Below are 15,597 nucleotides of genomic sequence, written 5' to 3' on the forward strand. Positions count from 1 at the left end.
AGGCCGCGCCCGGCCCCCGCCGGCGGCGCGCCGTGCGCCGGGCCGCCGACCGCGCCGTCGCCCTCGCCGTCCGCACCGCCCTGCGCGGCGGCACCGCCGACGTCCGCGTCCGCGTCCGTCCGCCCGCCTGACCCGACCGCCACGACCGCCCCGCCCCAGTTCCCGTCCCAGCTCCTCGTCCCCGCACCTCGCCCCCGTCCTCGTTCCAGCCTTCGCTCCACCCCTCCGTCGACAGCCCACAGGAAGCCGGACCCATGACGACCACCTCCGACACCCCGCCCCGGGTCGACTGGCCCCGCATCAGCAGACTCGTCGCAGGCCAGGCCGCCGTGCAGGGCGGAAGCTACGCCCTGCTCATCGCCATGAGCTGGACCGCCGTCCAGCTCGGCGGATCGGGAGCCGTCACCCTGGTGACCCTCGCCGCCACCCTGCCCCGCGTCCTCACCCTCCTCTTCGGAGGCGCCCTCACCGACGTCCTGGGCCCCCGCGCCCTCCTGCTGCCCGCCACCGGCGCCCGCGTCGCCGTCCTCGCCGTGGGCGCCCTGGTCACCGCGACCACCGACACCCTGTGGCCCCTGGTCGCCATCGCCCTCGTGGAAGGCACCCTCCTCGGCCTCACCGGCTCCGCCTCCGGCGTCCTGCTGCCCCGCCTCGCCCCCGAGGACCAGCTCGGCCGCGCCAACTCCCTCTTCTCCATGGTGCTGCGCCTCGCCCCGATCGCCGGAACCCCCCTCGGCGCCTGGCTGGTCACCGTCGGCGAACTCCCCGCCGCGATGACGGTCGCCGCCGTGTGCTGCGCGATCTGGCTGCTGTGCGCCGCCCACGTCACCCGTGGCATGGCCAGGCCCGAACCCGTCCCCGGCGGCCCTTCCCTGCTGCACCGCTCCGGCGACGGCTTCCGCCTCCTGGCCTCCCACCCGCGGCTGCGCTGGATGTTCGTCGCCTGCTTCTGCATCGACGTCGCCTTCCTGTGGCCCGCCGAGGTCGGCCTCCCCATGAGGGCCCACACCGAGGGCTGGGGCGTCGGCGCCGTCGCCCTGGTCCTGGCCTCCTTCAGCGTCGGCGCCCTGGCCTCCGCGGCCGCCGGCGCGGCCCTGGCCCACCGCATCCCCGTGCTCGCCAAGCTCGTGGTGACCGGCTTCGGCCTGGCCGGCGGCATGGCCGCCATGGCCCTCGTCCCCTCGCCCGCCGTCCTGGCCGGCACCGCCTGCGCCGTCGGCCTCTGCTCCGGCCTCAACGGCCCCGCCCTGGTGACCGCCTACCAGCAGGCCGTCCCCAAGGGCCGGATGGGCGTCGCGATGTCCACCTTCACCATCTCCGGCATCGGAGCCGCCCCCTTGTCGCTGGCCCTGTTCTCCTCCCTCTCCACCCAGCTCGGGCTGACCCGGACCTGGCTGGTCTGCGCCGGCCTCGTCGCCTTCTCCCCGATCGCCGTCGCCCTCGCCCTGCGCAGCCCCCTGACGCCCGCCGAGGCGCCCCGCTCCGACCGCGCCCGCACCGCACCGGAGCCCACCGCCACTTCCGTGTGAGGCAGACATGTCCCTCCTCGACCACCCCGTGCCGCCCGGCCCGTCCGGGACCGCCGCGCTGCTCCCCCATCCCCTGCCACCGCTCCCCGCACCCCTGCCCCGGCCCGTCCGCCCGCTCGCCGTCCGCCCGCAGCTGTGGCTGGTGACCACCGCCGTCCACGAGGCGACCGCCGCGCGCCACGCGCCCCTCGTCCTCGAGCCGGCCGAACTCGCCAGGGCGGCGGAGCTCCGCCGGCCCGCCGACCGCGCCACCTACCTGTGCGCGCACGTCGGGCTGCGCCGCCTGCTCGGCTCCCACCTCGGCGTCGCGCCGCGCAACGTGCCGCTGGCCCGCGCGCCCTGCCCCTGCTGCGGGGAGCCCCACGGGCGTCCCGTGCTCCCGGACGGACGGCTGCACTTCTCGCTGTCCCACTGCGAAGGGCTGAGCCTGATCGCCCTCGCCCCGGCCCCGGTCGGCGTGGACGTCGAACCGGTGCCGCACCCCGACACCGTGTCGGAGGCCGCGGACGTCCTGCACCCGGCCGAGTCGGCGGAGCTGGCCGCTCTCGCGCCGGACCTGCGCCCCGACGCGTTCACCCGCGTGTGGACCAGGAAGGAGGCGTACCTGAAAGGTCTCGGCGTCGGCCTGGGCGACGATCCGGCCGGCACCCGCGTCGGCGCCGGCCCCGCGCCCGCAGCCCCCGTCGGCTGGCTGCTGGCCGACGTCGCGGTCCCGGCCGGGCACCACGCGGCCGTGGCCGTCCGGCTGTGAACCTCCGCGGTCCGGTGGCGCCCGTGCCGCCGGACCACCGCGCCGGCCGCCTCCCGGTGGCCGGCGGCTCCGCCCACCGGAAACCCTCCACTCCCCCTCACGACACACCCAAGGAGAGCAGATGAACAAGAAGACGTCCCGCGCCGCGGCCGTCGGTGCCGCTGCCCTGATCGCCGCCGCCCTGACCGGAGGCCAGGCCTCCGCCGACGAGGCGGGGCCCGGACGGATCACCTCGGTCCAGCAGCTCCAGGAGGGCATCCTGCGGGCCGCCGCCCACGAGCGGGAGACGGCCGCCGGGGCCGAGCTGGGCACCGGCACCATCGGCAAGGCCGTCGACCAGACCAGCTCCGTCTGACCGGGAGGTGATCACCGTGGCAGAGCGGAAGTCATCGCGGACCTGGTGCCCCAGCGGGGACCCGCACGCCCCCGAGGCCGTCGCCCTGGGCGTCCGGTCGGGGCAGGACGGCGGCGTCGTCTACCTCGCCGACCCGGTGCCGGCGTCCCAGGTCCTCGGCATGGTGCCCGAGGGCGTCGAGCCGCGCCGCGTCCTGCGGTTCGCCTCGCACTGCGCCTCGAACTGCGTCAACCGCCGGGGGAACGACTGCACCCTGGTCGAACGGGTCCTGGCCGCCCCGGCCGCGACAGCGACCGCCGTGCCACGGTGTCACCTGCGGACGCGGTGCCAGTGGTGGAGCCAGACGGGTGTGGAGGCGTGCCGCCGCTGCCCGGCGGTCGCCACCCTCCACCTCGCCGGCGACCGCCTCGGCGAGCTCACCGCCGACCCGTCGACCACCCGGGAACAACTGGACGAGTGGATCGCGTCGAACCCCGCCGCGACCGCCGTGGCCGGGGAAGAGGGCTGACCGTCAGGGCCCGCCGCCGGCGACGAGGGCCCGAACTCCTCTCCCCGCGCGGCGCGCAGCAGGTCGGGCGGGTTCCCGGCGGGGCCGTAGGCGTGATCTTCGCAGCCGGGTCCGGCAGGACGGCCGGGGGACCGCGGCGCCCGGTGCCGGCGCCCCCTCGGCCGCGTCCGCCCGGGTCCTCCCGCCGCCCGGAAAGGGGAGTTCGTCCCTCCGATCGAATACCGCCCGGCACGGGGGCGGAGGTGGATACGCTCCTGGAGCCCGGTGCGCGGTGCAAGGGGTGGAGCACGTCTCCGACGCGCCGGGGAGGATCTTCGTCACCGCGGTCGCCGCGCGCTCCGCCGACGAGGCCGCGCCCGGCCGGCCGGGGCGACCGACCGGTGACGCACCAACACGGCACGGGCCCGACCTGCCCGACGAACCGTCTGAGAGGAACACCGGCATGTCCGCACCGACCTCCGCGTCCACGGACGCTTCCGCGTCTTCGGCGTCACCGCCCGAGCACGTCCTCGTCGTGGGTACGGGCCGTGACTTCCCGGCACGGCTGCGCGCCGCCCTGCCCGGCACCCGCACCACGGTGATGTGCCAGCTCGACTACCTGGACAAGGTCCAGGAACCGGGCGCGAACGCCCGGGTCGTCGGCGTTCGCGGCGACGCCCCGGACGAGGAGTGGATCGCCCTCGCGGCGGCCGCACACGCCGTCGACCCGTTCACCCGGATCGGCACCTTCGGGGAACGCGACCAGGGGCGGTACGCGGTCGTCGCGGAGGCGCTCGGGCTGCCGGCCCACAGCCCGCAGACCGTCACCCTCGTCCACGACAAGGCCGCCATGCGGGTCCGGCTCGCCGAGCGGGGCGTGGACACGACGGCCTCCGCCCGTGTCGACGACCTCGCCGCACTGCGTGCCTTCGTCCGCTCCGTGGGCGGTCCCTGCGTGGTGAAGCCGGTGTCCAGCTCCGGCAGCGCGGGCGTCACCAAGGTGTCCGGCGGGAGCGAGTTGACCGAGGCGTTCGAGCTCGCCGCCGGCAGCTACATGGGCCTGTCCAGCGCCGGCGTGCTGGTGGAGGAGTTCCTGACGGGCCCGCAGTTCAGCGTGGAGGCCTTCTCCGAGGGAGGCGAGCACGTGATGATCGCGGTGACGCGCAAGTACTCCGACCCGGCGACGTTCGTGGAGCTGGGGCACGTCTCACCGGCCGACGTCCCGGCGGACACGAGGGCGGGGATCGAGGCGTACGTGGCGGCCGTCCTGGACGCCGTGGGCATCGAATTCGGTCCCTCGCACACGGAGGTCGTCCTCACCCCGGCCGGTCCTCGGGTGATCGAGACGCACGTCCGCATGGGCGGCGACATGATCCCGACGCTGGCGCTGGAGGCGACCGGAGTCGACATCGACGACTGCGCGGCACGCCAGACGCTGGGCGAGAAGGTGCTGCCCGGCATACGGGCGCGGCTCGCCGAGGGAAGCGGCCAGGGCTGCTCGGCCATCTGGTTCGCCTCGGTCGCCGCTCCCGGCACGCTGGAGGAGGTCGTGGGCCTGGAGGAGGCCCGGGCGCTGCCGGATGTGACGGAGGTGGAGCCGACGGCCCGCCCGGGTACGCAGGTGGGCGCCCTGGCGAGTTCGGAGTCGCGCGTCGCGTACGCGCGCGCCCTGGCCCCGACGGAGGGCGAGGCGGTGCGGGCGGCGAAGGCGGCGGCGACGGCCCTGGAGTTCCGCCTGCGGGTGCGCACCCCGGACATCGAAACGGTGTAGCGGGAACCGAAGGGCCCGCCGGCGCGGCGCGGCTCACCGGGCCGGGTGTTCCAGGGGCGCGTCCGGCGCACCGCAGGAGGGCGTCCGGCCCGCGGCGCCGCGGGCCGGACGCCCTCCTGCGGTTCTCGGCACCGAGGACCGGCGAGCTCCGATCCGGTGATCGCAGGCTCTTCCCGGCACGGGAGCGGGGTCTGCCGGCCCACGGGAAATTCAGGGGAGCGGACGGCAGCGCGCTGTTACGGTCGGGCACCATGAGCTGGCTTCCCGATGACTTCGTCCACCCCGTCCTGGTACCGCTGCCGGACGGCGGTCATCACCTGCGGCCGATCCGGGAGTCGGACACCCCGCTCGACTACCCGGCGGTGATGGGGTCACGTGAGCGGCTGTGGAGCGTCTACGGCCCGGCCTGGGGCTGGCCCGCCGCCACCATGACCTACGAGGCCGACCAGGCCGATCTGCTGCGGCACGAGAAGGAGATCGCCGCACACCGGTCCTTCAACTACGCGCTGTTCGACGCGGCTGAGACAGCTCTGCTCGGCTGCGTCTACATCGACCCGCCGGAGAGGGCCGGCGCGGACGGCGAGATCTCCTGGTGGGTGGTGGACGAGCTGGTGGGCGGCAAGCTCGAGCAGGACCTCGACGCACTGGTGCCGCAGTGGATCGCCGCCGACTGGCCGTTCGAGCAGCCGCGCTTCATCGGCCGCGAGATCTCCTGGCCGGACTGGCTCGCCCTGCCGGAGCCTTCCGGCACGTAAGGGGTGGTCGCCCGTACCGGCCGGCCCGGTCCCCGGGGGGGGCGGCAACCATGGGGCGCGTGAGCATCGCCGCCCGACAGGCATGTCGCACGCCGCGACCGCCGGTTCGGAGCACCGGCCCGCGATGTCATGCGCCGGCCAGGAGGGCGGACGCGGCTTCCGGCTTCCGGCTTCCGGCTTCCGGCTTCCGGCTTCCGGCTTCAAGGGACGATCCTCCCGGCGGACTTCCGCCCGCGGCACCCGGATACCGGCCACCGGCGTCGATGCCACCGGTGCGGCGGACGCGGTGCCTCCGGGCCTCCGGCCTGGGGCGCAGGCCCGCGGGGGCGTGCCGCGTGTGCGTGCGGCCCGCCCGCGGAGATGGCCGTTTCCTCCCGCTGTGCGGAGAGTGCGAACCGTGTTGAATCGCCTGTGTTCGCGTGAGAGTCGACGCCGGCCCCCTTGGAGGAGACCGTGATCGCCGCCCCAGAGCCCCAGCTGACCGAACGCGAGGTCGTCGAGCGGGCGGCCGCCCTGCGGCCCGTGCTCCTCGAGCGCCAGGCCGAGACCGAGAGGCTGACGCACTACCCGAAGGACACCCACGACGACTTCCTGCGCGCCGGCTTCTACCGCATCCTGCAGCCCCGCCGGTACGGGGGGTACGAGTTCGGGCTGCCGACCTTCCTGCAGGTCGTCGTCGAGCTCGCGCGCGGCTGCCCCTCCACCGGCTGGGCGTTGTCCCTGACCGCCGCCCATGTGCTGCAGGCCGCCTCCTTCTTCTCCGAGGAGGCGCAGAACGAACTCTTCGGCCCTGACGGCGACTTCCGCGCCGCCTCCACCCTGACTCCGGTCGGCGTCGCACAGCCGGACGGCGAGGGTTCCCTGATTCTCGACGGCACCTGGTCGTACGCGTCGGGGGCGCCGTACTCGACGCACTTCGTCGGGCAGACCCTGAGCGCGCCCACCAATCCCGGGGGCCCGCCGGGACCGCTGCTGCTGTTCGTCGCCCCGCGCCGGGTGTGGACGGTGCTCGACGACTGGCACGGCGTTCTCGGCATGCGCGGCACCGGCTCCAACAGCATCCACATCGAGCAGGGCCGGATCCCCGCCCACTTCGCCCGCGAGGCATCCTTCCTCGACCTGCCGGTGGAGGGCGGCACGGTGGGCAGCACGCTGCACGGCAACCCCGTGTACGCGGCGCGGGTGGCGAGCTTCTTCCACGCGGAGCTGGCCTCCATCATGGTCGGTACCGCGTACGCGGCGGCCGACGAGTACGCGCGGATCATCAGCTCCCGGCCGCTGACCTTCGATCCGGGCCGCACCCGCTCCGACCTGCCCGAGTTCCAGCAGCACCTGGGCGAGGCGCTGGGCCGCATCCGAACCGCCGAGGCGGCCCTGCGGGGCGCCGCGGACGACTGGACGGAGACCTGCCGGCGCAACGTGTCCGGCGAGGCCCCGTTCACCAAGGCCGAGGACCACCGGCTCGCGCAGATCTTCCTCACCGCCGGGCAACTGGCGTGGGACGCGCTCCAGGATCCCCTCTTCCGCACGGCAGGCAGCCGGTACGGACGGGACGGGGAGCGGATGCAGCGCTACTTCCGGGACGCCGCGACCTACCGCACCCACGTCGCCGTGGGCATGGCCGAACCGCTGGCCCGGCGTGTCGGCTGCGACCGCCTGGGGCTGCCGTCGGACGGGATCCCGCTGGTTCCGTAGGGAGGGCCGCGCACCGGAAACGGGGAGGAGCACCGGCGATCCCGGTCGAACGGTCCTAGCGGCGGGATCCGGCCAAGCCGCTCTCGTAGGCGACGATGACGGCCTGCACGCGGTCGCGCACGCCCAGCTTCGCGAGGACGTTGCCGACGTGCGTCTTGACCGTCGTCACCGACAGCACGAGACGCTCCGCGATCTCCACGTTGGACAGCCCGTCCGCGACCCCGCGCAGCACGTCGGTCTCACGCGGGGTGAGGGCGCGCAGCCTCGGATCGACGGCGTCGTCGCGCGGGTCCGCGTCGGCGCCGTGGGGAAGGTGGTGGGCGAAGAGGTCGAGCATGCGCCGTACGACGCGCGGCGCGACCACGGAGCTGCCCGACGCGACGGTGCGGATCGCCTCGGCGAGCTCCTCGGGCCGGGCACTCTTGATCAGGAACCCGCTCGCGCCGCCGCGCAGCGCGGCGAACGCGTACTCGTCGACGTCGAACGTGGTGACCACGAGCACGCGGGTCGCGGGGTGCTCCGCCGTGATCCTGCGGGTGGCCTCGATGCCGTCCATGCCCGGCATCCGCACGTCCATGACGACGACGTCGGGGGCGAGGGCGGCGACCTGTTCGAGTGCCACCTTGCCGTCCGCGGCCTCGCCGACGACGGTGAGGTCGGGCTCGGAATCGATCGCGAGCCGGAATCCCATGCGCAGGAGCGCCTGGTCGTCCACGAGCAGGACCGTGATCATCGGGGGGCATCCTCCGCGGCAGTGCCGGGCACCGCGTCGGGGCACGGCAGCTCCACGTGCACCTGCCAGCCGCCCGCGGCGCGCGGGCCCACCATCATATGCCCGCCCAGCAGGGCGGCCCGCTCCCGCATGCCGGCGATGCCGCGTTCCGTGCCGCTGCCGGTGCCCGGGCCGGTGCCGGCTTCGTTGACGATGTCGACCTCGACCGCTGACGGGGTGCGCCGCACCGCGACCGACACGGCGGGCGCGCCAGGCGCGTGCCGCAGCACGTTCGTGAGCGCCTCCGTGACGATGCGCGTCACGGCCAGCCGCAGTGCCGTGTCGGGGGGCAGGGGCGTGTCGAGCCCGGTGGCCGACACGGGCATCCCCGCGGTGCGGAAGCGGCGCACGACGGCGTCGAGGTCCGCCCCTTGCGGGGTGGCGTCCGCGGGGTCGAGGGCGCCGAGCACGCGTTGCATGTCGGCGAGGGCTTCGCGGCCGGTGCGGGACAGTTCGCCCAGTGCCTCGCGTGAGGCGTCCGGTGCCCGGTCGAACGCGGCTGCCGCGCCGTCGGAGAGCGCGATCATCACGGACACGGAGTGCGCGACGACGTCGTGCATCTCGCGGGCGAGGCGTTCGCGCTCCGCCGTGCGGGCGAGCGCCGCGGACGTGTCGCGCTCCCGGGCGACCGCCCGGTAGCGTTCCTCGATGTCGTGGGCGTGCTGGCGGCGTTCTCGGGCGGCGAAGCCGACCAGCGCCCCGGCCAGCAGGGTGACCAGCAGCAGGACGATCGACACGATGCGGCGTTCCGGCGAGAACGGGGGCTCCGTCATGTTCCAGTACGGCTCGTCGGCGTAGTACCCGATCCACAGGAACATCTCGAGGATGCCGATCTCCTGGAGCCACCACAGGGCCGCCGACATCGCCACGGCGACGGCCGTGACGAGCAGCCAGGTGGTCCGCGCGTCCCGGGACGACGCGACCGCGGCCGCCGAGAATCCCAGGTACAGCCCGAGGACGCCGGTGATGCCCGCCGTCGTGAGCGAGGCGACGGCGACGACGGTCAGCGCGACCAGGACGACGACCGGCCAACGCCGCCGCACGAGCAGCAGACCCGCCCCGAGGACGGCGCCGGCGAGCCAGGCGGACGGGATCGTCCACCGCTCGGTGCCGCCGGTCGGGTAGTAGCCCACTGCGACCATGCCGTCGACGGTGCCTCCGACCAGGAGGGCACCCGGGACGCCGAACGTCCCGACGGCCGCGAGGACCAGGGCCACGTCCCCGAGGCGCGGGTGCGCGGCCCAGAACCTGTGCACCGGTCCGATCCGCCGCACCTGCATCCCGCCCAGCAGCAGGGTGTGGTCCGCGGCGGACGGCGAGCTCGCCGACGATGTGGTCACGGCCCTCACTTCTCCCATGACGCGATGTCCCCCCGGCGAAGTCGGGTCGCTGCCGCCGCCAGCAGAACCGTCGCCCACCCGGCCACCAGGAGCCCCGCGGCCCAGGGCTCCAGGTGGGGCCCCGACGACGCGGCGTCGAGCGCGGCGAGCCGGTCGTCACCGGTCAGCAGGCGCGTGCCGGCGCCGGGCAGGAACGCCCGCACGGTGTCGGGAAACCTGCCGGGGTTCATGGCGAGGAACTGGTCGAGCACGACGACGCCCACCACTGCGGTCACGAACGCCCCCGCGGGGCGGCGCAGCAGGGCTCCGAGCCCCAGACCCACCAGCGCGATCGCCGTCTGGTGGAGCACGAACCCGGCCAGCATCCGCACGGTCTCGGCGTCGGCGAGGTTCAACGGGAGTCCCAGGGCGTCACGCCGTGCGGCCGTCACCGCGATCGACGCCACCAGTGCGACGGCAGCGGTGACGGAAGCCAGCACCGCCGTCACCACCGCCTGGGCGGCGAGCACCGGAAGCCTGCGCGGCACGGCCAGGAAGGTCACGTGGGCCAGTTTGGTGCGGAACTCCTCGGTTCCGGCCGTCACGCCGAGGGCGAGGAAGCCCAGCTGGGCGAGCACGTGTCCCGCGACCGCCAGCGACGCACCGGTGGCGCCGCCGCCCGGCCGGGCGAACAGGCTCAGCCCGAAGGCCGTCCCCGCCGCCACGGCCACACAGCTCAGCGCCGTCCACCGAAGCGTCCGCACGCCGGTCATCTTGCCGGCCTCCGAGGCGAGCACGCGGGGGAAGGTCACGGGCGAACTCGTCACTTCACATCCTTCAGACGCAGGCGCAGGGCGGCGGCGACGAGCGGTACGAGGGCCCAGGCGGCCAGCACGAGCCCGCCGCCGACGGCGCCGAGGTCCGGCGCGCCGGGCACCGTGAGGGCGTCGGACGGCGTCACCAGGAGCCCGCCCGCGCCCGAGGGCAGCAGCGTCGTGATCGTGTTCACCGCCGCCTCCTGCGGCGTGACGCCCTCGGCGAACGTGGTGCCGGTGGGCTCGACGGCCAGGGTCAGCACCACGGGGAGGACGAGTGTCAGGCCGATGACGGTGACGAGCGCGGGGACCGCGCGACGGACCAGCGCCCCGACGGCGAGTCCGAACAGGGACAGTCCGGTGAGGAACAGCACCGTCCCGGCCAGTTCCTGCGGCGTCGACCCCTCGGTCAGGTTCACCGGCAGGTCCCGGGACGACGCCGCGGGAAGGACCGCGAGGACGGCCGCGACCACCGAGGCCACGGCCACGGGCAGCGCGAACCCGGCGACGGCGGCCGCCTGGGCGGCGAGCACCGGCCAGCGCCGCGGCACGGCGACGAAGGTCGTGCGGAAACCTCCCGTGCTGAACTCGCCGGTCCCGGCCAGGACTCCGAGCACCAGTGGTCCGAGCTGCGTGAGCAGGAGTCCGGCGGTGAGGTCGCCCAGCGGGTCGTAGCCCGGGTCCCCCGACGAGGCGTTGGCCGACAGGTACGTCAGCGCCGCGGACACCGCCACCGAGGCGAGCGCGGCCCACCAGGTGGAACGCAGGCTCGTCAGCTTCGTCCACTCCGCGGCGACGACACGCGGGAGGGTCGCACCGCGACCGCGCGCGCTCATCGGGCCCCTCCCCCGGCGGCGCCGGCCCGGTACTCGACCGATCCCGCGGTCAGCCGCAGGTAGGCGTCCTCGAGCGACCCGGCGCCGAGTGCGGGGTCCCCCAGGGCGGCGTCGGCGAGCAGACGGCCCTTGCCGATGACGACGACTCGGTCGGCGCACAGCGCGAGCTCGTGCACGAGGTGCGAGGAGAGCAGCACGGCACGGCCCTCGGCGGCGAGCTCCTTGACGAGGTGACGCACCCACAGGACGCCGTCCGGGTCGAGACCGTTGACCGGCTCGTCCAGGATCAGCGTGCCCGGGTCGCCGAGCAGCGCACCGGCGATACCGAGCCGCTGCCCCATTCCCAGGGAGAACGTCCCGGTGCGGCGTCCGGCCACCGACTCCAGGCCGGTCAGCCCGATGACCTCCTCCACGCGGGACCGCGGGATGCCGTGCGTACGCGCCATCGCCATGAGGTGCCGGAACGCCGAGCGCCCGGGGTGGACCGAGCGGGCGTCGAGCATCGTTCCCACGGAGTGCAGCGGAGCGCCCAGGTCCGCGTAGCGGACGCCGTCCACCGTCGCGGTGCCGGACGTGGGTCGCTCGAGTCCGACGATCATCCGCATCGTGGTCGACTTGCCGGCACCGTTCGGGCCGAGGAACCCGGTGACGGCTCCCGGTGGGGCCGTGAACGTCAGCCCGTCCACGGCGGTGTGCGGTCCGTAGCGTTTCGTGAGCGCCCGTACCTGGATCATGTGACCTCCCAGTCCTGCCGAAGTCCTGCTTCCTCCGGCCGACCACGACGGTAGGAATCCGAGCCGGGCCGCCAGCACCTGCCTGCGGACGAGATCGGTTTCCGGCGCGCCTCCTCCTTCAGGAGGAGGCGCTTCCAGCACGACCCGCGCGGGCCCTCACCCTCGCCGCGCCGCCCGGCCCGGGGCGACGGGGCCGGCCGCGTCAGCGCAGATCCAGCCTCTCCGCGAACCGCTCATGCGCGTGACGGCTGGCGCGGGTCTCCGGATGGTCCGCGCCCAGCACCCAGGCGCGGTCGACCACCAGCGCGGCGAGCAGCCGGACCGCCTCCTCCACCTCCCCCGCGTCGCCCGCACTCGTGGCGTGCAGGTGGCGGCTGACGAACGTGTCCGGGTGGTCGACGCCGAGCACCCGGGTGCGGTCCTCCACCACGCCCGCGTGGAGGTCCCTGGCGGTGAGCGTCCGGCCGGTCAGCCCCACCCAGCGCGCGTGCTCGCTGCGGCTCACCAGCGTGTGCGGGTGGTCCGCGCCGAGAACCCGCACACGGTCCTGCACGACGAACGCGAACAGCAGCGCCGCGCCGTCCTCGTCACCGGCCTCACCGACGTGGAAGGCGTGCTCGTGACGGCTCAGCAGCGTGTCCGGATGGTCCGGCCCCAGGACCCGGCCCCGGTCCTCCACCACGGGGACGAACAGCCGCACCGCCTCGTCCGGGGCTTCCGACCGGCCCACGTACAGCGCGTGGGCGTGGCGGCCGGCCAGCGTCTCCGGATGACCGGGACCGGCGATCCGCGCCCGGTCGGCGGCGAGGGCGCCGTACAGACCCGCGGCCCGCCCGGGATCACCGGACGCGCCGACGCAGTACGCGTGGAGGTGGCGGCTCAGCAGCGTGTCCGGGTGGTCGGGGCCCAGAACCCGGGCACGGTCGGCGGCGACGGCCGCGTGGAGATCCGCGGCCTCCCGGGTGCGGCCCGCGTCGTCGAGGGAGTCGGCGCGGTTGTGGCGGCTGAGCAGCGTGTGGGGATGGTCCGGCCCCAGGACCCGGGACCGGTCCCGCACGACCCCGTCGTACAGGACCACCGCCCCCTCGGAGTCCCCCGTCGCCGAGACGTAGAACGCCTGGTTGTGGCGGCTCATCAACGTCTCGGGATGGTCCGGCCTGAGCACGCGGGCTCGGGCCTCGACCACCAGGGCGTACAGCCGCACCGCCTCCTCGGCATCACCCGCGTCCCCGACGTGCGACGCGTGGTTGTGCCGGCTCGTCAGCGTCTCCGGGTGCTCCGCGCCGAGTACCCGGCCACGGCCGGCCACCACCGCGGCACCGACCCGCGCCGCCTCCGCCGCGCGGTCGGTCAGCCCCAGGAAGTACGCGTGCTCGGCATGACTGAGCAGCGCGTCCAGATGGCCGGCCCCGAGGACACGGTCACGGTCGGCGGCGACGGCCGCGTGCAGCCGCGCGGCCAGTTCGTGATCACCCGACTCTCCCGTGCAGTACGCGTGGAGGTGGCGGCTCAGCAGCGCGTCCGGATGGTCCGGGCCCAGGACCCGCGCGCGGTCGGCCGCCACCGCCGCGTGAAGACCCGCCGCCTCCGCCGTGCCGCCCGCGTCGTCCAGACAGTCGGCGTGCCGGTGCCGGGCGAGCAGCGTGTCCGGGTGGTCGGGCCCGAGGACCCGGCAACTGTCCTCGACGATCTCCGCGAACAGCTCCACCGCCCCGGCGTGATCACCGGACCCGGCCACCGCCTCCGCCCGCGCACGGCGCACCGCCAAGTCGTCCACCACCGCGCCCCGCCCCCTCGTGACATCCGGCCCGGGCACCGCCGCGGGAGCCGTGTCGTCCACTTGATCGAATTCTACGAGGGGCGCTCGCGGAGAAAGAGTTCATCGAGATCGTGAAGAACCTCGGGGTGGAGCAGCGCATCTCACGATCGGCCGGACATCTCCGGGCGCCACGAAGCGTGCTCCGGCATCCGGCCCGGGGTGACTGAACGCGTCAAGGAAGGGATCAACACCTGAAAAGCCGCCAAATCACCCGGCTGAGCGGGATACTGGACCCTCCGACGACAAGCAGCAGGGGAGACGCATCGGTGGATTCCGCACGGAGGACAGGTCGTCCGGACAGGGGCGGAGATCGCGGCGGGCGGCACGCGGTCGTGGTGGGCGGGAGTCTCGCGGGACTGCTCGCCGCTCACGTCCTCGCCGGGCACGCCGACCGGGTGACCGTCGTCGAAAGAGACCGGTTCCCGGCCGGTACCGGGCCGCGGCCCGGGGTGCCGCAGGCCCGGCATCCGCATGTCCTGCTGGAGGGCGGGCAGGTGGCCCTGGAGTCGCTGCTTCCCGGTTTCGTCGCGGAGCTGCGGGCGGCCGGTGCGCCGCGCGTGGGCATGCCGTCGGACCTGGTGCAGCAGCAGGACGGGCGCTGGTTCAGGAGGCTCCCCGCGACGACGCACATCTACACCGGTTCCCGTGCGCAGCTGGAGGAACTGGTGCGGCGGCGCGTCCTCGCCAACCCGTTGATCAGCGTGGCGGAGAAGACCGAGGTCACCGGCCTTCTCGGTGACGCCCGGCGGGTGCGGGGCGTCCTGGTCCGGGAGCGCTCCGGTGACGCCCGGGGAACACGACAGGTCCTCGAGGCCGACCTGGTCGTCGACGCCTCCGGCGCGGGGACGAAGGCTCCGCAATGGCTGACGGCCGTCGGAGCCGAGGCCGCGCGCGAGGAGACCATCGAGACGGGGCTGGCGTACTCCTCCCGCGTCTACCGCGGCCCGAACGGCGTCCTGGACGGCGACACCCGCGGTTACTACGTCTACCCCAGTCCCGCCCAGGTCTACGCCGGCGGTGCGCTGCCCCTGGAGGACGGCACCCACCTGGTCGTCGTCTCGGGGCTCCGCGGCGACGAACCGCCCACCGACGGCGACGAGTTCGTGACGTACGTCAGGAAGAGGCTGCCGCATCCGCTCCTGCACCGGTGGCTGGGCGAGGCCGAACCCCTGACTCCCGCGTTCGCGTTCCGGCGGACCGCGAACATCCGCCGCCGCTACGACCTTCCCGGCCGCCGTCCGGCCGGATTCCTCGCCATCGGCGACGCCCTGTGCACGTTCAACCCGATCTACGGTCAGGGCATGGCCGTCGCCGCGATGAGCGCGGTCGTCCTGCGCGACGCACTGGCCGGTCCACGTCGGTCCCCCACGACGCGACGCGTGCAGAAGGCGCTCCTCGCGGCGTCCCGGCAGGCATGGGACATCTCGGCCGGGTCCGACCGGTCGATGCCGGGCGCGGTGGGCAACGCCCTGGCGGCCGGGCCGGCGGACCGCGTCGCGGACCGGTATCTGCGGCGCGTCCTGGAACGCTACCCCGGTGACCCCGTGGTGGGGCCTGCCTTCCGCTCCGTACTGGGCCTCTGCGCACCGGTGACCAGCCTGTTCGCCCCGTCCGTGGCCCGAGCCGTGCTCTTCGGACCGCCCGCGCCGACGCCTGCCGAGCCGCCGACGGCACCGGAGGTCCCCGGGAGGTGAGCGGGATCGCCACCCGTGTCCTCGCGTGGCCGGCCTTGACGGGCCGGTCCGCGGCCGCGAAGAACGCGCACGGCACGGATCCCGGACGCCGCGGTCCATGAGGACGGCGACCGTGACATGACGATCTGCGCCAAGCACAAGGGCACGACGGCCGGTGAGCCGAGTGAGACCGGCTCGGACGCGGACGGCCACCCACTGCGTCCACTCCTCGTCGGAGATCACGTATGCCGGCCGAGAAGCGGTGTGTCCGTCCGGCCCGCCCCTC

Annotated in this window: 14 protein-coding genes; 8 read left to right on the forward strand and 6 right to left on the reverse strand. The window is 74.7% G+C overall.

Annotated elements, in window-relative coordinates; genetic code table 11:
* Positions 1-254 precede the first annotated feature (254 nt).
* The 7 genes from A2U95_RS25595 (at position 255) to A2U95_RS25625 (ending at position 7,343) form a co-directional block, all read left to right on the forward strand.
* A complete protein-coding gene (locus A2U95_RS25595; RefSeq protein ID WP_166027238.1) occupies positions 255-1,529 on the forward strand; it encodes an MFS transporter in 1,275 nt (424 codons plus the stop codon).
* Between the two features lie 7 nt (positions 1,530-1,536).
* Positions 1,537-2,280, forward strand: a complete 744-nt coding sequence (locus tag A2U95_RS25600; RefSeq protein WP_166027241.1) for a 4'-phosphopantetheinyl transferase family protein — start codon at positions 1,537-1,539, stop codon at positions 2,278-2,280.
* A gap of 121 nt (positions 2,281-2,401) precedes the next feature.
* Positions 2,402-2,635, forward strand: a complete 234-nt coding sequence (locus A2U95_RS25605; RefSeq protein WP_166027243.1) for a hypothetical protein — start codon at positions 2,402-2,404, stop codon at positions 2,633-2,635.
* Between the two features lie 16 nt (positions 2,636-2,651).
* Entirely contained in the window at positions 2,652-3,143 is a 492-nt protein-coding gene (locus tag A2U95_RS25610) for a hypothetical protein (RefSeq protein WP_166027244.1), read from the forward strand.
* 442 nt (positions 3,144-3,585) lie between these two features.
* Positions 3,586-4,893 (forward strand): ATP-grasp domain-containing protein, encoded by a 1,308-nt coding sequence (locus A2U95_RS25615; protein ID WP_166027246.1) that lies wholly within the window; start codon positions 3,586-3,588, stop codon positions 4,891-4,893.
* Positions 4,894-5,144: 251 nt separating this feature from the next.
* A complete protein-coding gene (locus tag A2U95_RS25620; RefSeq protein ID WP_166027248.1) occupies positions 5,145-5,648 on the forward strand; it encodes a GNAT family N-acetyltransferase in 504 nt (167 codons plus the stop codon).
* A gap of 453 nt (positions 5,649-6,101) precedes the next feature.
* The gene (locus tag A2U95_RS25625) at positions 6,102-7,343 is read left to right on the forward strand and encodes an acyl-CoA dehydrogenase family protein (RefSeq protein ID WP_166027250.1); all 1,242 of its coding nucleotides are present in this window, start codon (positions 6,102-6,104) and stop codon (positions 7,341-7,343) included.
* A gap of 55 nt (positions 7,344-7,398) precedes the next feature.
* Here the strand turns inward: A2U95_RS25625 and A2U95_RS25630 are convergent, their stop codons facing one another.
* The 6 genes from A2U95_RS25630 to A2U95_RS25655 form a co-directional block, all read right to left on the reverse strand.
* Complete coding sequence (locus A2U95_RS25630) at positions 7,399-8,076, reverse strand: response regulator (protein WP_166027252.1); 678 nt, start codon at positions 8,074-8,076, stop codon at positions 7,399-7,401.
* Positions 8,073-9,455 carry a sensor histidine kinase gene (locus tag A2U95_RS25635; protein ID WP_166027254.1) on the reverse strand — a complete coding sequence of 461 codons (1,383 nt, stop codon included), beginning with the start codon at positions 9,453-9,455 and terminating at the stop codon, positions 8,073-8,075. Before A2U95_RS25635 ends, A2U95_RS25630 begins: the two co-directional genes overlap by 4 nt.
* A 5-nt stretch (positions 9,456-9,460) precedes the next feature.
* Positions 9,461-10,261: a hypothetical protein gene (locus A2U95_RS25640; RefSeq protein ID WP_166027256.1), complete on the reverse strand. Its 801-nt coding sequence runs from the start codon at positions 10,259-10,261 to the stop codon at positions 9,461-9,463.
* The gene (locus tag A2U95_RS25645; protein ID WP_166027258.1) at positions 10,258-11,085 is read right to left on the reverse strand and encodes a hypothetical protein; all 828 of its coding nucleotides are present in this window, start codon (positions 11,083-11,085) and stop codon (positions 10,258-10,260) included. Before A2U95_RS25645 ends, A2U95_RS25640 begins: the two co-directional genes overlap by 4 nt.
* Entirely contained in the window at positions 11,082-11,819 is a 738-nt protein-coding gene (locus A2U95_RS25650) for an ABC transporter ATP-binding protein (protein WP_166027260.1), read from the reverse strand. The genes A2U95_RS25645 and A2U95_RS25650 overlap by 4 nt, the downstream gene beginning before the upstream one ends.
* Positions 11,820-12,021: 202 nt before the next feature.
* Complete coding sequence (locus A2U95_RS25655; protein WP_166027262.1) at positions 12,022-13,659, reverse strand: tetratricopeptide repeat protein; 1,638 nt, start codon at positions 13,657-13,659, stop codon at positions 12,022-12,024.
* 314 nt (positions 13,660-13,973) lie between these two features.
* On the opposite strand from A2U95_RS25655, the gene A2U95_RS25660 reads away from it, so the two are divergent.
* Positions 13,974-15,332 carry an FAD-dependent oxidoreductase gene (locus A2U95_RS25660; RefSeq protein ID WP_206283061.1) on the forward strand — a complete coding sequence of 453 codons (1,359 nt, stop codon included), beginning with the start codon at positions 13,974-13,976 and terminating at the stop codon, positions 15,330-15,332.
* Positions 15,333-15,597 lie beyond the last annotated feature (265 nt).

It is taken from the genome of Streptomyces chilikensis, from assembly GCF_001642695.1.
Taxonomy (GTDB): Bacteria; Actinomycetota; Actinomycetes; order Streptomycetales; family Streptomycetaceae; genus Streptomyces; species Streptomyces chilikensis.